This is a genomic window from Geothermobacter ehrlichii (assembly GCF_008124615.1).
GTDB lineage: Bacteria > Desulfobacterota > Desulfuromonadia > Desulfuromonadales > Geothermobacteraceae > Geothermobacter > Geothermobacter ehrlichii.
This window is the reverse complement of sequence record NZ_VNIB01000002.1, coordinates 177,211-192,029: the sequence shown is the minus strand read 5'-3', so window position 1 is coordinate 192,029 and position 14,819 is coordinate 177,211. Positions and strand designations below refer to the sequence as shown.

Below are 14,819 nucleotides of genomic sequence, written 5' to 3'. Positions count from 1 at the left end.
CTGTCAACAGGCCTTCGAAGCCCTGCATCATGGTGTCGAGCGGGATGGCATTGTCGAACCGCCGGTTCGACCTGGAAATCCAGGCGCAGGCCGGCCCGACGTTGGGTGAGAATATCCAGTGACTGGTGAATCTCGGACAGATGCCCTGCCCTCACCCGTCTTTCAGATGAGGCGCCAGGCTCCCGGGCGAAAGGTATTTTTCCATCCCGAGCCGGTAACCGGCCTCGGTGACGAAACTTCGCTGGACCACCCGCGCCATCTCCTGTTCGTTTTTGTGGGGCGCGACCTCTTCCAGGTTCACCAGGGCGTCGGCGTCCCAGAGGATGCGGAATTCGGGAGAATCGACCCCTTCGGGCGTGTGATGGTTGCCGACCAGTTCGCAGACCGTTTCAACCAGGTGCGGATCGGCGCCAAGGCGAACGAGAATCTCCCGGGCGATGGGTGGCCCTTCGATTTCCTGGTAACGGCCGGCGCTGGAGCCGTGTTTTCGCTCCGCGGCGTGGATGCCGATGTCGTGCAGGTAGGCAGCGCTGAGAGTGATGACCGGATCGGCGTCGATGTAGCGAAGCAGGGTTTCGGCCCAGCCGGCCACGGCCAGGGCATGATCGATGCGACGCCGGTCGTCACCGAAGGTCTGTTCCATGGCCTGTCGCACCAGGCCAACGAATTCCGCCATGACAGCTCTCCTGAACACTTTTGGATCATTATGCCAGAAAAACCGTCGCGATGAAACGAACCGGGATCAACCCGCCGCCGGCGGGTCGGTCAGGGGCAGAAAGGGCTGCCAGTCATTCAGCACCTGCCCTTCCCTGACCCTTTCCTGATGTGGTGCGTGGGACTCGACATAGTCGCGTATCCATCTCTGAACCAGCGGCCCCGACGCGATAAACTCGACGCCGAAACCGGCTGGAAAACTGGAACGGACGGGATTTTCGGCCGTATTGACCCAGACCACCCGGCCCTCGACCTCGATCAGGCCGGACGCATCACCGGGCAAATGAAAGGAGAGGCTGAGACGATCGCCGCGCTGCGCCGGATGGTCCGTCTCGATGAAGACGCCGCCGGCGCTGATGTCGACAGTGTGGCCGTAGCCACTGCCGTGAACACTCCTGAAAAAGACGGTCGTGTGGCACAGGACGCGCCGCTCACGCCGGTCGATGGCCGGAAGAAACCGGCGGCCCATGGCCAGAAAGGCGCTACGATCTATGGGCTTGGTCAGCAAGCCGTCACAGCCCGCCTTGAGACATATTTCGCGCTCGCGCTCGTTTTTTCCCGAGACGAGCAGCACCAGCGGAATGTGGCCGAGTTCCGGGTCCGCCTTCAGGCAGGCGCAACATCGGGCGCCGACCATCTCGGGCGCGAATCGATCCATGTAGATCAGGTCGGGACGAGCCTGACGGACCGTCGATTCGACCGAATCGACCGATTGCAGGGTCAGGACGCGCACCTGCGAATGGCGCAGAAACTGTCGTTCGATACCGAGAAAGAATTCCGACTCGTCTACCAGCAGAATGATCGGCCTGCGTTCCATCTTCGGGATATCCTTGCGTCAATAGGGGAGCCTGCAGCACACGCTCCTGTCACAGCTCCTGTTCGCTGAAAAAACGTCCGTACCGGGCATCGACCTCCTGAATGTGATGCATCAGCCAGTCACGCAGCATCTGCAGCAGCGGCCGTCCCAGGCCATCGATCCCCTGGTTCACCATGCGGGACAGGTCACGGATGGTGCTGCGGAAAGAATTGTGCTCGAAACGGTGCGCGTCGAGTTCGGGGTACCCGTGCCGTTCCATGAGTTCTTCTTCGTGGGCGAAGTGCTCCCGGGTGTAGTTGATCAGCTCCTCGAGGATCGCCTTCACCACCGTTTCTTCTTTCCCTTCCCGCAGGGCCGTGTAGAGGCGGTTGATCATCGTCACCAGGCAGCGGTGCTCTTCGTCGAACATGCCGATGCCGGTGTTGTAGGCATCTCGCCACTTGATAAGTTCCATGGCTGCCTCCGCATTAACTGAAGACAGGTTGCCGACAATGATGCCGGGCGAAAAGGCTTTTCTCTTTACTATCGGACAGCAGGGCGAAAAGATTTATGCTGGCGGTCCGCTGTCGGCACCGTCGACCTGTCATTTATGAACGCATCGTCTGGACACCTCCGCCTCGATTCATGGATCGCAACTGGGGTTGCCCCGAATACACAGTCCTGTCAAATTTTCGGCCGCCCCCTGCGCCCCTGCTGGCGGTAACGCCAATCTGCTGAAGCCTTCTGTAATACACGCCCGGAATCCGGGCGTTTTTTTGTATCTTAATAATTCTGCACAAATTTATGTTGTTTTTTGCCGACAAGTAAACCTTTCCCGTTCCTTCTCGTCTTTAGGTATGAAAACAACATCTTTCTACGCAAAGGAGAACGCAAATGAACAGAAAAAGTATCATTGCCCTGGTCTGTGTGACTCTGCTGACAGCAACCGCGGGAACGGCGCTGGCCGGACGGGGTGGCGGTCGTGGCGGTGGCGGTGGCGGTGGCGGTGGCGGCAAAAGTTACAGCCACAGCTACAATCGCGGCAACTGCCAGCTGTCCGCTCGGCAGCAGGCCGGCAACCAGAACCAATACCGGAACCAGACTCAGGCCCGGGCAGAAAAGGGGCTTCAGGCCGGGACCGCCAGCCAGGACCGGCAGCGGTTGCGCGTCAGAGACCCGGAACTCCACGACCAGGAATAATCCGGGCAGCAAAAAGCCGGGGAGCTTGGCTCCCCGGCTTTTTGTATCCGGCCCTGTCGCGCAAAGTCCTGTCTGTCCCTATTTGCGCTCTCCCTGAATACCGATATTGATGGTCTCGAAGGGAATCTCGACACCACTGGCCTCGATCGCCTGCCGGGCCATGAAGATCAGCCCGCCGCAGCAGGGAACTTCCATGTGGGCGACGGTGAGGCTGCGGATGCGCCCCTGCCGGATCATGGCGGACAGCTTCTCCACATAGGGCGATGTGTCGTCCAGCTTGGGGCAGGCGATAAGCAGCGCCTTGCCCTTGAGCAGATCCTTATGAAAATCGGCGTAGGCAAAAGGAACACAGTCGGCGGCCAGCAACACGTCGGCTTCCTGCAGAAAGGGCGCCGTGGGCGGCACCAGGTGCAGCTGAACCGGCCATTGCCGCAGTTCGGATGGTCTTCGGCCGGCAACGTCGGCATCCGACGGCGCGTCGCCCTGGCCGAAACTCCGCAGCTGCGCCGAGGGGCAGCCGCCTGCCGGCGGCGTAAAGGTCTTGACGGCGGCTGAAGGGCAACCGCCGGCAGAAGGCGGATGCGCCTGCGGCTTGTGTCCGAGATGGGCCTCGACCGCCTCTTCGTCGAATTCATCCGCCTCGCGTCGCTCGATGCTGATGGCATCCTGCGGACACTCACCCAGGCAGGCGCCAAGACCGTCGCAGAGGTTGTCGGCGATCAGCCGCGCCTTGCCGTCGATGATCTGGATGGCACCCTCGGCGCAGGCGGGCACGCACAGGCCGCAGCCGTTGCATTTTTCTTCGTCGATTCTGACAATTTCGCGAATCATGATCGTCTCTCCGTTCGAATCTGGTTTGCTCCGGCGAACTGGCCGAATGCTTTCGGAATCCCCTCAGAACAGGTAGTGCCACAGCAGATCGAGCCGGCCGCGTTTCATCAGGTAGGGCCCGGCAAAGCGCATGACCTCACGCACCCGTTGCCGCATCTGCGGCTTGTAGCAGTGCACCGGGCAGTGCTTGCAGGCCGGCTTGGGATCGAGCGGGCAGCGCAGCCGCCGCTGCACGGCATAGTCGAGAAATTCAACGCATTCGTCGCAGAAACGGAAGCGGCCGGCATTCAGCCCCGCGTCCTCGGTCAACTGCAACGGCCGCCGCTCGCGATCGGGATGGTGGGCCCGGCAATAGACCTCGGTGAAGCGGATCAGCACCCGCAAATCCTTGATCTCGCGACGCGTAAGCTGGCGCTGTTCAAGATTCGTCTTCATGCCTGCAGACTACACCGTTCCGACCGCGACAGCCTTGACCAGGGTCAAGGGGCATCCTTTTTCAGCCAGCTTTCAAGCAGCTCTGTCCGGGCCTTGCGGTAGGCGGCATCGTCCAGCCGTCCCCGCTCATGCTCCCGCCGCAGCCGGTCGAGTTCGCTGGTCGTCCGATCGACCTGCGACTCGGAGACAGCCTTCTCCCCGGTCGCAAAGTGTTCCAGCCGGTCCGCCTCGGAGCGGATCTGTTCCAGAAGCAGTTTCAGTTCGGCGTTGCCGTACCAGTGGGCCCAGGCCGGGTTCTGATGAAAGGCCCCCTTCCAGGTCTTGGCGAAGGCGAACTTCTTCAACCGGAAAAAGAGACTTTCGATGCCGGAGGTGTCTTCGTACAGCATCTGGCCATCGAGAACAAGGCTTTTGCCGCGCAGCGGATGCGGTGGTCGATCCTCCGGCATAGGTCGCAACAGGCCGCGGGAGGCCAGATCCTCGATCAGTTCCGCCGCCTCTTCCACCAGATCGCGGCTCTCGGCCAGAACGGCATCGCCCCGCTCGAGCTCCCTGCGGACGAACGACGCGGCATGGCAGCGGCTGCAGACGTCCAGCATGGCTTCGCGCCTCGCCGGCGCCAGATCGTCCGCCAGGCTTTTGCCTCCCGGCGTGTGGGCGATGCCGCCGGAAACATCGTGGGTGCCGTCCGGCATGTGGCACCCCTGGCAGGAGGGCGCGACCTTTTCACCCTTCAGGCGCCAGAGCTGTCCGTGCTGGCTGGTCTGCCACATCTCCCACTGCGGATGGTCCGGACCCATGTGGCACTTGGCGCAGACCTGCGGATCACGAACGATGGAAAGATCTGTCAGATGATTGCCGTGGCAGCTGCCGCAGGCGTTCTCGACCTGGTGACAGCGGTTGCAGCCAACCTGCCCCATGGCGCTGCTCTGTTCGAGAAACCGGGCACAATTGACGGTGCTGACCGGCAGAGCCGTCCCTCCCCGGTGACAGAAAGCGCATTCGTTGCGGTCGCGGCCGGGCAGGTTGCGGGTGCACCCCCAACCGGAATGCAGACCGAGACCGTGGCGGCTGGCGGCGTGCTGCCGCCATTCCCGGTCGTGACACCGGCCGCAGACGGTGGCCGAAACCCGAACCTGACCGTCCAGGATGCGTTCGTGGTCCTCGCCGTGGCAATCGGCGCAGCCGATTCCGGCCCGGGCATGGGCGCTCTGCCGCCACTGGTCGACAATGCCGGGCGTTCTGTCGTCATGACAGCCGGCGCAATCGGCGGCCAGCAGCTGCCCGGCCGGCAAGAGAAGAAAGAGGCACAACAGAAAGAGTCTCACAGTCGGTCGATCCTTTCCAGAAAAGTGCGATAGTCTTCACCATCAATCAGTCCGCGGCTTCGCCACCGGCGCAACTCGAGCCGACGCGTGTCCTGAAGGTCTGGCAACCTTCCAGCATCCGGCACTTTCGGAGCCAGCATGATTTTTCCCTGTTGCCGGGCAGCCAGAAACTTTCCGTCCGGACTGAATGAAGAACAGATACCTGATTTGCCCGTCTCGGTTGCAGCGGCCGGGAAAACCGTACCGGCCTTCTGTTCTTCGCCGGTCCAGAGGTCGAACCGGCGCCACGGCCCCGACCGTTCCCGCAGCTCGACAGTTTCGCCGTCCGGCGAGAACCGGACGGTTTCCACCGTCCACGGCAGACTGACGATGGGCCAGCTGGCGCCCGAAACCAGGTGGCGCGCCATGAACCTCAGGTAGGGGGCCATGGCGGGAGGATCGTGCGGTTCGGCGTACAGCAGAATGTCACGCTGGGGACTGAGGGCGCTCCAGCGGGCCTGTTGCCGCAAAACAGCGAGTCGACGGGCCATGGCCGGACTCAGGGTCAGGTCGGCGAGAACACTGTCGCTGATCCCTGCAGCATCGATCCGTGTCAGTGCAAGGCGCAGGTTGCCGCCGAAAGTGAATTGCGACAACCGCTCGGTCAGCACCCAAACACCTGTTTCGTCGGCAACAAGCGACCGGCAGGCACCAGCCAGTTCGCGCCAGAGAACGGGATCGCCTGCCATCCGGGCCCGCCACAGGCGGCAGCCGTCTTTCGTTGCCGTCGAGACCAGCAGTTCATCGCTGCCGGGAAGCCAGTCGAACGCCGTTACAGCGGGCAGGACGAACCGATGGCGCTCGCCGCTCCGGACATCGAGCAGCACCAGCCCTCCGGGCACCGTTGCGGCCAGCCGGTTGCCGGCGGCATCCCAGCGCATCAGGCAATCGTGTTTTTCCGAACCACCGACCGCCGGGGTTTGTCGAATCCTGACGCAACCGCTGCCGGCGATCAGGACGCCCAGAACGATCAGGTGCACAACGGACTGAAAGCGAAATCGAACGGCAGTACGGATAAATCGACGCATCATGAGAACAACCTTGACAGAAACGGCGGACAACGGCCTTGACCCAGGTCAGGTTTCGCCCGAGCGACACTTCTCGACCGCGATGTCGGCGGCAAACAGGCAGGCGACCTCCTGCACCCGGCCGGCAGGATCTTCCAGCACGGTCCAGACGAACCGGACCGGCACGTCACCGGTCGCGGTGCGAAGGATCTTCCGTCCCATCCGTTCTTCCGGACGGCCCAGAAGCACCTGCAGCCAGGGTTCCTCGTCGACGTCCCCACCGGCGAAGAGATCTCCCAGGTTCCGGCCGACAAGCTCCTGCTCCCTCAGGCCGATGAGCTCGCACGCCACCTGATTGGCGGTGCGAATATGGCCGTCCAGCCCGATCAGCACCAGACCTTCGCCCATGCTGTCGAGAATGCGGTCGAAGTAGTGACGTGAAATCATCGAGTGCCGCAGTTCGGTGATCATCTGGCCGAAGGATTCCACCAGCTGATCGACCTCGTCGCCGGTGGTCGGGATATCGAGCTTCTCCGGCAGATCTCCCGCCGCCACCCGGCGCACCGTCTGGGTCAGGGCGAGAAGCGGACGGGTCAGACGCGAGGCCAGCAGCGTGGCCAGCAGGGTCGCGGCGACAATCAACCCCCCGATCACCAGCAGGATGGTATCACGCAGCTTGCGCGGCGCTTCCATGAATTCCGCCATGGGCAGGACAGCCAGCAGGGTGGCGTTCAGGTCCGGAACCGGAGCATAGGCCATCAACGCCTCGACTCCGAACAACCGTCCCTTCCCCTCTCCCGATCGTCCGGACAGGGCCTGGGCGACAACCGGATCCTGCATTCCGGAAGCGTCAAGACGGCTCATGACGCGGCCCGGTGCGGGATACGCGAGAATCAGCCCCTCCCTGTCGATCAGGACCAAGTACCCTGAACGACCGACCTCGATCGTTCGCAAAAATCCGGTCAGATCGGCAAGGGTCACCTGGGCATAGACCGCACCAACGAACTCATCACCGAAATATCTCCGGATGCCGTACATCAGGGGAATGACCGCCTCCCCCAGACTTTCCGACTGCATGACCGTTCCCCGAACCACCCTGTTGGGACGTTCACGGGCCGCGGCGAACAAACCGGCATCGACAAAGGGGCCAAGATAAGGCAGATCACGGCCGCGAACCACGCGCAGCTCTTCCCAGCCTTTTCCGTCCATGTAGGCGATAACGGGAAAACGGTCCTGATAACCGGAAAAATACTCGGCCAGGGCGGAAACCCTGGCTGTTTCCGGAAAATCCTGCACCAACCGCCCCGCCACCAGCTGAACCAGATCGGATTCCCGTTGCCGCAAGCGCTGTTCGACCATGCCGGCCATGTGCCCGGCGAGGAAGTTAAGGTTGGCAAGCCGCTGACGCAGCAGCTGTCCCTTGAGCAGATAATAGGCGGTCGGGCCAAGCACCACCAGCACCAGCAGAACGATGCCGAGGTGGCTGGCGAGAATGCGGGAACGGATCGACCGGAGCATGTCAGTCGACTCCTACCGGAAAGGCGCCGAACGCCTGCATCACCCGACGGGCTTCGGCGGAAAAGAGATAGTCCTTGAAACGGGCGGCGATTCCGGAAAGGGGCGGTTTCCACACCAGCGCCAGGGGGACGACATAGGGGTAACGACCATTTTCGGTGGTGACCCCATCGGGAGCAACTCCGTCGATCCACAGAATAGTCAGCCCCGAATCCCTTGTCGCCGACAGGGGGAGATAGCCGATGCTTCCGACAGTCCGCATCAAAACCCGACGCATTTCCAGGGTGGGATAAACAACCTGTCCGGCGCTTGCTTCGTTTTCCGTCAGCCTTCTCGCCACTCGGACCAGTTTCACCCTCCCCTTCAGTACCTGCCGGATGCCACCGCTGTTGCCGACACTGTCAGGTATGGCCACAAGGAGACCAGTCCTGCGATTGAATATGTCAACCAGGTGACGCAGCAGGTGCTGGCTGTCCCCGGACCCCGGGATGATGAGTATTTTCTCGGCCGTTTCCGCCGGCGACGGGATAAAAACGCCAAGCAGCAATACAGCCAGAAACATGAAAACCCATGTCCGGAACAACGGAGAGACTCCTCTCTCGACCCTGAATCAGTGAGTTCATGCCGGATGGAGAGTGCATGTGCTTGGCCTGAATGCGTTTCTCAAAAATCTGAGGCGCACCCACAGGTTCGTCGGCGATTTTTGAGAAAAGCAGGCAGGTCAAAGACTTTGTGCTATCCGCCGGTGATGAGCTCATTGATTCAGGTCGTCGTCATGCCCAGTTTGCCAACCCGTCGGAATCAACGGCGGTTCATTCAAACAGGCCCGAGGGAAATGACATTAAACCACATCAATCAGTCCGCGTCCATGGCCGCCGACTGCTCGAGACGGTCGACGAGAACGGTTACGCCGCCCGGGAATGGATCGATCATGTGATAGCGCATGATCGAATCGAGATGTTTTTTCTCCAGAACCGTGCCTTCCTTGAGCAGCATCAGACCGGTACCGCTGTAGAGATTCTCCGCCAGCACCATGCCGACACGCAGTTCACGCGGTTCGAGAATGGCCCCGACCTTGTCACCGGCACAGACCAGCTTGCCGTACAGTTCGATGACCGGCTGCCGCAGGTGCGGAAACAGGTAGGGATCGAAGCGATCGCCGCACTGTTCCTCGATACGAAGCAGAACTTTCTTGATGTTGTCCAAGTCAGCCTTTTTGCCCAGGTTGTGATCGGCATAGTCGGCCAGGGCGATGATACGCGCACCGAGCGGGATGCGCTCTCCGGCAAGCCGGTCAGGATAGCCGCTGCCATCGTACCATTCATGATGATGCCGAACCAGCTCTCCGGCCGGCCGCAGTCTGACAATCTTGTCGATGGCCAGTTGTCCCAGGATGGCGTGCTTGAGGTAGGCCGCTCGGTCATCCCCTGTCATCTCATCTGGATCCTGCCCCAGAAGCCGGCCGGGAATGCCTATCTTGCCGATGTCATGAAGCAGCGCGGCCTCGACAATGATCTGCACGTCCTCTTCACCCAGGCCCAGGCCACGCGCGATAGCCTCGGAAACATGGGCAACATTGACCGAGTGACCGGCGGACGACCTGTCGCGCAGCTCGACCAGGGTCGACAGCGCCTCGATGGTTCCGTGCAGGGTCCTCTGCAGTTCCGCGTTCTGCTCGTGGAGCTGTTCGTTCCTGACCCTGATTTCACGGGTCTGTTCGAGTACCCGCTTCTTCAGGTTTCGGTTCCACTCGGCCAGTTCCTCGTTCTTCTGTCGGATGACCTCCTGCAACTGTCGGTTTTCGAGCAGCAGCCGATAGCGTTGCAGTTCACCTCGCAGAACCTGAAGCAGTTCGTCGTTGTCCCAGGGTTTCTTGATATAGCGGCAGGCGCCCCCCTTGTTGATGGCGTCCATGGCCGCGTCGATATCGGCATAGCCGGTCAGAACAATGCGCGGGATGTCGGGGCAGAGCCTGCGCACCTCGGCCAGAAACTCGGCTCCGGTCATCTCGGGCATGCGCTGGTCCGATACCACCAGGCCGATATTCTCTTCGGCACGCAGCAACTCGAGCCCTTCCGCTCCGGACGATGCGGTAAGCGTTTCGAATTCTTCGTCTACGGTCAGACGCCGCAGCGAAGAGAGAATGTTCTTTTCGTCGTCAACGAAAAGAACCTTCAGGTCGCGCAACTCTACGCCATCAGACATAAGCCGTCTCCTGTCCAGTCCTCGGCGAAAGTGTCGCAGAGCCTCCTTCCGCTCGCATCGACCAGGCTGACGATCAGTCCCTCCTGCCGGGGGTTGCTCAGCCGCGTCACCCAGTATTTCAAGACCCGGCCGGAAATCTCGAACTCTCCCTGGATACAGTGTCTGTCTTCAAGGCCGTCGACCAGACGGTTCAGCTCATCCGGCAACACTTCGAAACGGGACAGACCGACCACGAATTCATTGTCCAGCCCCAGAAAGTGCATCCCCACCCTGTTGGTCCGCACGACCATCCCTTCGAGATCGAGTCCGATCACGCCGACGGGAAGAGCGTCGAGGATGCTCTGCGAGATCTGCAGGGCCTCGTTCTGGATCTGCAGTTTTTCGGTGCGTTCGAGCACCAATTGTTCGAGATGGTCGTTGATATGTTCGAGTTCACTGTTGGTTTGCCGCAGCTGGGCCATCAGTTCCCGGTTTTTCTTCTGCAGGAAATAATGCTCGAGAGCGGTCTGCAGGGTTACCTTCAGCTCGTCGTCGTTCCAGGGTTTGGGTATGAACTTGTAGATCTGGCCCTCGTTGATGGCGGCGACAATGGAAGCGGCGTCGGCATAACCGGAAAGGACGATGCGAATGGTATCCGGCCAGTAACGGCAGACTTCTCCGAGAAACTCGACACCGTTCATGCCCGGCATCCGGTAATCGGACACCACCAGCTGGATCTCCTCTTCCTGCCTGAGAATCTCCAGGCCTTCAGTCGCCGACTCGGCGACAAAAATCTCCCAGTCATCGTCGATGAATATGCGACGCAGCGCCTTCAGCACGTTGCGCTCGTCATCGACACAGAGGATCCGGATCTGCTCTCCGGTCAGGATGGAACGGTTTTCCATACCTCCTCGCTTTCGTCAGCTTTACCCGTTTTCCGCTTCTTCCGGGGCCGGGGCACCTGATACCGGCAGATAGATGAAGAACGTGGTACCGACCCCAACCTGGCTTTCGACCTCGATTCGGCCTCCGTGCTTGCCGATAATATCCCAGGAGATGCTCATGCCGAGCCCGGTCCCCTTGCCCACTTCCTTGGTGGTGAAGAAGGGCTCGAAGATGCGCTCCCTGATCTCTTCCGGTATGCCGCTGCCGTTGTCCTGGATCTGAACGACGATATGATCGTTTTCGACCATGGTTCTCACCCAGATGTCACCCTTGCTTTCGATCGCCTGGGCGGCGTTGACCAGCATGTTCATGAAAACCTGGTTGAGCTGCTGCGGATAGCAGCGGATCCGCGGCAAATCACCGTAATCACGATGCAGGGTGGTCTTGTACTTGAGTTCGTTCCAGACGATGTTGATGGTGCTTTCGAGACATTCGTTGATGTCCGCCTCGACATACTGGGCCTGGTCGACCCGGGAAAAGGACTTCAGGTTCTGGACGATGGTGCGAACACGGTCGGCGCCGTCGATCGATTCCTGGAGAAGATCGGGGATGTCTTCGAACAGGTAGTCGATCTTCAGCCTCTTCGCCGCCTGGCGAACTTCGTCGAGAGCTTCGGCTGAAAGTTCGCGGCGAAGAATCTCGTTCTGCATTTCGACGTATTCACGGATCTTGTCGACGTACTTGCCCAGGGTCGTCAGGTTGCTGCGAATGAAACCGACCGGATTGTTGATCTCGTGCGCCACACCGGCGGCCAGCTGGCCGATGGAGGCCATCTTTTCGTTCTGCAGCAGCTTGGTTTGCGTCGCCTTCAGGTCGTCGAACGCCTTTTGCAGTTTTTCGGCCCGTTCGGCGACCCGGATCTCCAACTCGTCGTTCAGCGCCAGCAGCTGCTCCTCGGCGATCCGATGGTCGGTAATGTCGAAGGCGCAGCAGTCGACCAGCAGCACCCGGTTGGCCTGGATCCGGGGGGAAAGAGTCACCTGCATCCAGCGGTAACTGCCGTCGGCGCGACGAAGCCGCAGTTCAAGTGAGCTGACCTTTCTCTTCTCGACCGTCGTGGTGAGACTTCTGACAAAGGCCGACACATCCTCCTCATGCACCAGATCGGGCAACCGGGTCGTTTCCCCCGCCCAGCCGGTATAGTTTTTCCAGAGTCGATTGCCGTAGGTGACCCTGCCTTCAGTGTCCATCTCCCAGACCAGGGCCGGCACAGCGTCGGTCATGGCGACAAACCGGTCGTCACTGGCCCGCCGCGCCTGCCATGCCCGGTGACGTTCGAGATTGGCACCGAGAAACTCTCCCACCAACCTGAGCAGCCGGGCATCCTCATCGGTCCAGTGCCTTGTCGATCGAACCGAGCTCGCCCCCAGAAAACCGTACAGGTCGCCATCGATCAGAAGGGGAACGACCATCAGCGATTTGACTTTTCGAGTCCTGCAGAAAACCGTTTCCCTGCCGGCCTGATCTGGCAGGCAAGCTGTGTCGTCGATCAGAACCGGCTCAGCATTTTCGATTCGCTCCCAGAACCAGGGAAGTTCATCCACCCGAACGTTCTGCAGATTGTCGATTTCGGATCTTGCGTGCCTGGAAACCCATTCGTGGCTCTCACTGACCGTCTGGGTTTCCCGGTCGTACCTGAACAGGTAACAACGGTCGACATCGAGAAAATGACCGAGTTCGGCAAGGACGAAATCGATGCCCTCATCGAACTGTGGCGCCGAAAGCGAAAGCAGCCAGCGGGTGATGCCGAACAGGAGCTCCTGGCAGTGACTGACGCCGGCCTGGCTCGCTCCCTGCCTGAACAGAACCATGGTGCCCCCTTCGAGCGGTATGGCCAGAACCTGCCATTCAGCCAGAGGAGAATCGACAACGGGGCTCCACTCACCGGGTTGCCGACACAGGCAAACAACGTTGGCCGGCAGATGGTCGCAGACAAGGCCACAGCAGTCACCGGCCAGTTCGATGCCGTTTTCGGCCGCCAGGTGGCGCATGGCGGCGTTGGCCGCCAAGACGCTGTTACCGTCGTCGAACAGCAGAACCGGCATCGACAGATGCTCGATCCGCTCCCAGTCAAGGGGCTGTCCGCTCAGACGGCTTCCGGTTGTGACAGCTTCGCCCATTTCTCTTCCTCGACTGTCGTCTTGGTAACTTCCTGTTGTGATCTCGCCTCCATCTCTTCGTCGGCATCGGACTCTCGGCGTGGCAAAGAAATGGTGAAAGTCGTCCCCTTGCCCACCTCGGAATCCACTTCGAGACGTCCGCCGTGCTTCTGAACGATATCCCAGGAGATGCTCAGCCCGAGCCCGGTCCCCTTGCCGACCTCCTTGGTGGTGAAGAAGGGCTCGAAAATGCGCTGTCTGATTTCCTCCGGTATGCCGCTGCCGGTATCGCTGATGGCCACGTGCACCTCGTCGTCATCGGCCCAGGTGCGAATGCGGATTTCACCTTCTTTTTCGATGGCGTGCGCGGCATTGACCAGCAGGTTCATGAACACCTGGTTCAGCTCCTGCGGCCGGCAGTAAATGTTCGGCAGCTCGCCATAGTCGCACTCGACCCTGGCCTTGTACTTGAGTTCGTTCCAGACGATCTTCAGGGTCGATTCGAGACAGTCGTTGAGATTGGCCTGCTGCCGTTCCGTGTTGTCGACGCGGGAGAAACTCTTGAGATTCAGCACGATCTCCTTGACCCGTTGCATCCCTTCGCAAGATTCGGCGATCAGCTCGGGAACATCCTCCATCACCTGCGCCAGGCGCAGTTCGCGCTCGATCTTACGCAGCTGTTCCTGCAGTCTGGAATCGGGCTGCCCATCGACAAGACTCTCAACCTTTTGCACAAAAGTGATGAACTTATCGAAATATTTTTTCAGCGTACGGATATTGCTGCTGACAAATCCGACCGGGTTGTTGATCTCATGCGCCACACCGGCAGCCAGCTGGCCGATGGAGGCCATCTTTTCGCGCTGCAGCATCTGTGCCTGCGCTTCCTTGAGTTGCCGATTCAACTCCTCCAGCTCTTCCGCCTGCTGTACCAGCTGCCGCTGGCTGGCGGCCATCTCCTCGGTCAACTGCCAGGATTCATCGAGGGCCTTGATAAGATCTTCTTCAGTGTCCAGCTGCGCCTGGATATAGAAATTGAGATTCCGCATCAGCCAGAGCATGATGCCCATGGCCAGCAGCAGAAGAACGGTGGGAATGATCGACAGCTTCAGCAGCAGTCCGTGCAGGGCCTCGATGCGGTCGGTTACGTCGACATTGAGTTCAAAGGCCCCGACAAACCGGCCCTGGTGCATCACCGGCACAAAAACCTCGACCACATCCTGCCGGGAAACCCGCCCACCGGCAGAATCATGCGCCCTGCTGACAAGCCGGGCGAAAATCCGGCCGCTGGCGACCTGATGCCGAAAAAAATCGGCGGTGTTTCTCTTGCCGACATCGGCGATGTCGGTGGAGTAGATGGTACGGCCGTTGGCCAGAAAGAACTTCAGCTTGATCAGCTCGATCTCTCCTGCCGCTCGGGCCAGATCGTCGGCCAGAAAGTCGGGCACCATTCCCTTGCTGATCCAGTCACGCCAGTTGTCGTCATTCAGGACGACACGACTGAGCAATTTGGAGACGCGCACCGTGTCTTCCTTGACGTCCTCGATGGCGAAACGGGAAAAATAGGGATAGATGTAGGCCAGATTGAGCAGCGGAACGCCAATGCCGATCAGCAGACAGAGAAAGGCCATCAACAGCAGCGATCTGTTTTTTTTCTTATCGCGACCCATCGCATCCCCCACGCAGGTTCGCGCACCGGGCGACATTGCCAGGGCGCAAAATTGCATTC

14 protein-coding genes are annotated in these 14,819 nt (G+C 60.4%); 1 reads left to right on the top strand and 13 read right to left on the bottom strand.

Annotated features, from left to right (window positions below):
• Positions 1 to 151 precede the first annotated feature (151 nt).
• The 3 genes from EDC39_RS03590 to EDC39_RS03580 form a co-directional block, all read right to left on the bottom strand.
• On the bottom strand, positions 152 to 676 hold the full coding sequence (locus tag EDC39_RS03590; protein WP_148894971.1) for an HD domain-containing protein: 525 nt from the start codon (positions 674 to 676) through the stop codon (positions 152 to 154).
• Between the two features lie 66 nt (positions 677 to 742).
• On the bottom strand, positions 743 to 1,531 hold the full coding sequence (locus EDC39_RS03585; protein ID WP_148894969.1) for a PilZ domain-containing protein: 789 nt from the start codon (positions 1,529 to 1,531) through the stop codon (positions 743 to 745).
• Positions 1,532 to 1,580: 49 nt separating this feature from the next.
• Positions 1,581 to 1,985, bottom strand: coding sequence for a bacteriohemerythrin (locus EDC39_RS03580; RefSeq protein ID WP_148894967.1), 405 nt, complete (start codon positions 1,983 to 1,985; stop codon positions 1,581 to 1,583).
• A 419-nt stretch (positions 1,986 to 2,404) separates the two neighbouring features.
• Here EDC39_RS03580 and EDC39_RS15270 point away from each other — a divergent pair, with 419 nt between their 5' ends.
• Positions 2,405 to 2,710: a hypothetical protein gene (locus tag EDC39_RS15270; protein WP_187426629.1), complete on the top strand. Its 306-nt coding sequence runs from the start codon at positions 2,405 to 2,407 to the stop codon at positions 2,708 to 2,710.
• A gap of 78 nt (positions 2,711 to 2,788) precedes the next feature.
• Here EDC39_RS15270 and EDC39_RS03570 read toward each other — a convergent pair whose 3' ends face one another.
• From EDC39_RS03570 to EDC39_RS03525, 10 genes are all read right to left on the bottom strand, one after another.
• Positions 2,789 to 3,541, bottom strand: coding sequence for an ATP-binding protein (locus EDC39_RS03570; RefSeq protein ID WP_148894965.1), 753 nt, complete (start codon positions 3,539 to 3,541; stop codon positions 2,789 to 2,791).
• A gap of 63 nt (positions 3,542 to 3,604) precedes the next feature.
• Positions 3,605 to 3,976: a nitrous oxide-stimulated promoter family protein gene (locus EDC39_RS03565; RefSeq protein WP_148894963.1), complete on the bottom strand. Its 372-nt coding sequence runs from the start codon at positions 3,974 to 3,976 to the stop codon at positions 3,605 to 3,607.
• A gap of 44 nt (positions 3,977 to 4,020) precedes the next feature.
• Positions 4,021 to 5,304 (bottom strand): multiheme c-type cytochrome, encoded by a 1,284-nt coding sequence (locus EDC39_RS03560; protein ID WP_148894962.1) that lies wholly within the window; start codon positions 5,302 to 5,304, stop codon positions 4,021 to 4,023.
• The gene (locus EDC39_RS03555; RefSeq protein WP_187426628.1) at positions 5,301 to 6,374 is read right to left on the bottom strand and encodes a WD40 repeat domain-containing protein; all 1,074 of its coding nucleotides are present in this window, start codon (positions 6,372 to 6,374) and stop codon (positions 5,301 to 5,303) included. The genes EDC39_RS03560 and EDC39_RS03555 overlap by 4 nt, the downstream gene beginning before the upstream one ends.
• A 45-nt stretch (positions 6,375 to 6,419) precedes the next feature.
• Positions 6,420 to 7,868 carry a HAMP domain-containing protein gene (locus EDC39_RS03550; RefSeq protein ID WP_148894957.1) on the bottom strand — a complete coding sequence of 483 codons (1,449 nt, stop codon included), beginning with the start codon at positions 7,866 to 7,868 and terminating at the stop codon, positions 6,420 to 6,422.
• A gap of 1 nt (position 7,869) precedes the next feature.
• Positions 7,870 to 8,280 (bottom strand): type 2 periplasmic-binding domain-containing protein, encoded by a 411-nt coding sequence (locus EDC39_RS03545; protein WP_148894956.1) that lies wholly within the window; start codon positions 8,278 to 8,280, stop codon positions 7,870 to 7,872.
• A 440-nt stretch (positions 8,281 to 8,720) separates the two neighbouring features.
• Entirely contained in the window at positions 8,721 to 10,070 is a 1,350-nt protein-coding gene (locus tag EDC39_RS03540; protein ID WP_148894954.1) for an HD domain-containing phosphohydrolase, read from the bottom strand.
• On the bottom strand, positions 10,055 to 10,954 hold the full coding sequence (locus EDC39_RS03535; protein WP_148894952.1) for a response regulator: 900 nt from the start codon (positions 10,952 to 10,954) through the stop codon (positions 10,055 to 10,057). The genes EDC39_RS03540 and EDC39_RS03535 overlap by 16 nt, the downstream gene beginning before the upstream one ends.
• 21 nt (positions 10,955 to 10,975) lie before the next feature.
• The gene (locus EDC39_RS03530; protein WP_148894950.1) at positions 10,976 to 13,114 is read right to left on the bottom strand and encodes an ATP-binding protein; all 2,139 of its coding nucleotides are present in this window, start codon (positions 13,112 to 13,114) and stop codon (positions 10,976 to 10,978) included.
• Entirely contained in the window at positions 13,081 to 14,760 is a 1,680-nt protein-coding gene (locus EDC39_RS03525; RefSeq protein WP_246140166.1) for a sensor histidine kinase, read from the bottom strand. The genes EDC39_RS03530 and EDC39_RS03525 overlap by 34 nt, the downstream gene beginning before the upstream one ends.
• Positions 14,761 to 14,819: the final 59 nt, after the last annotated feature.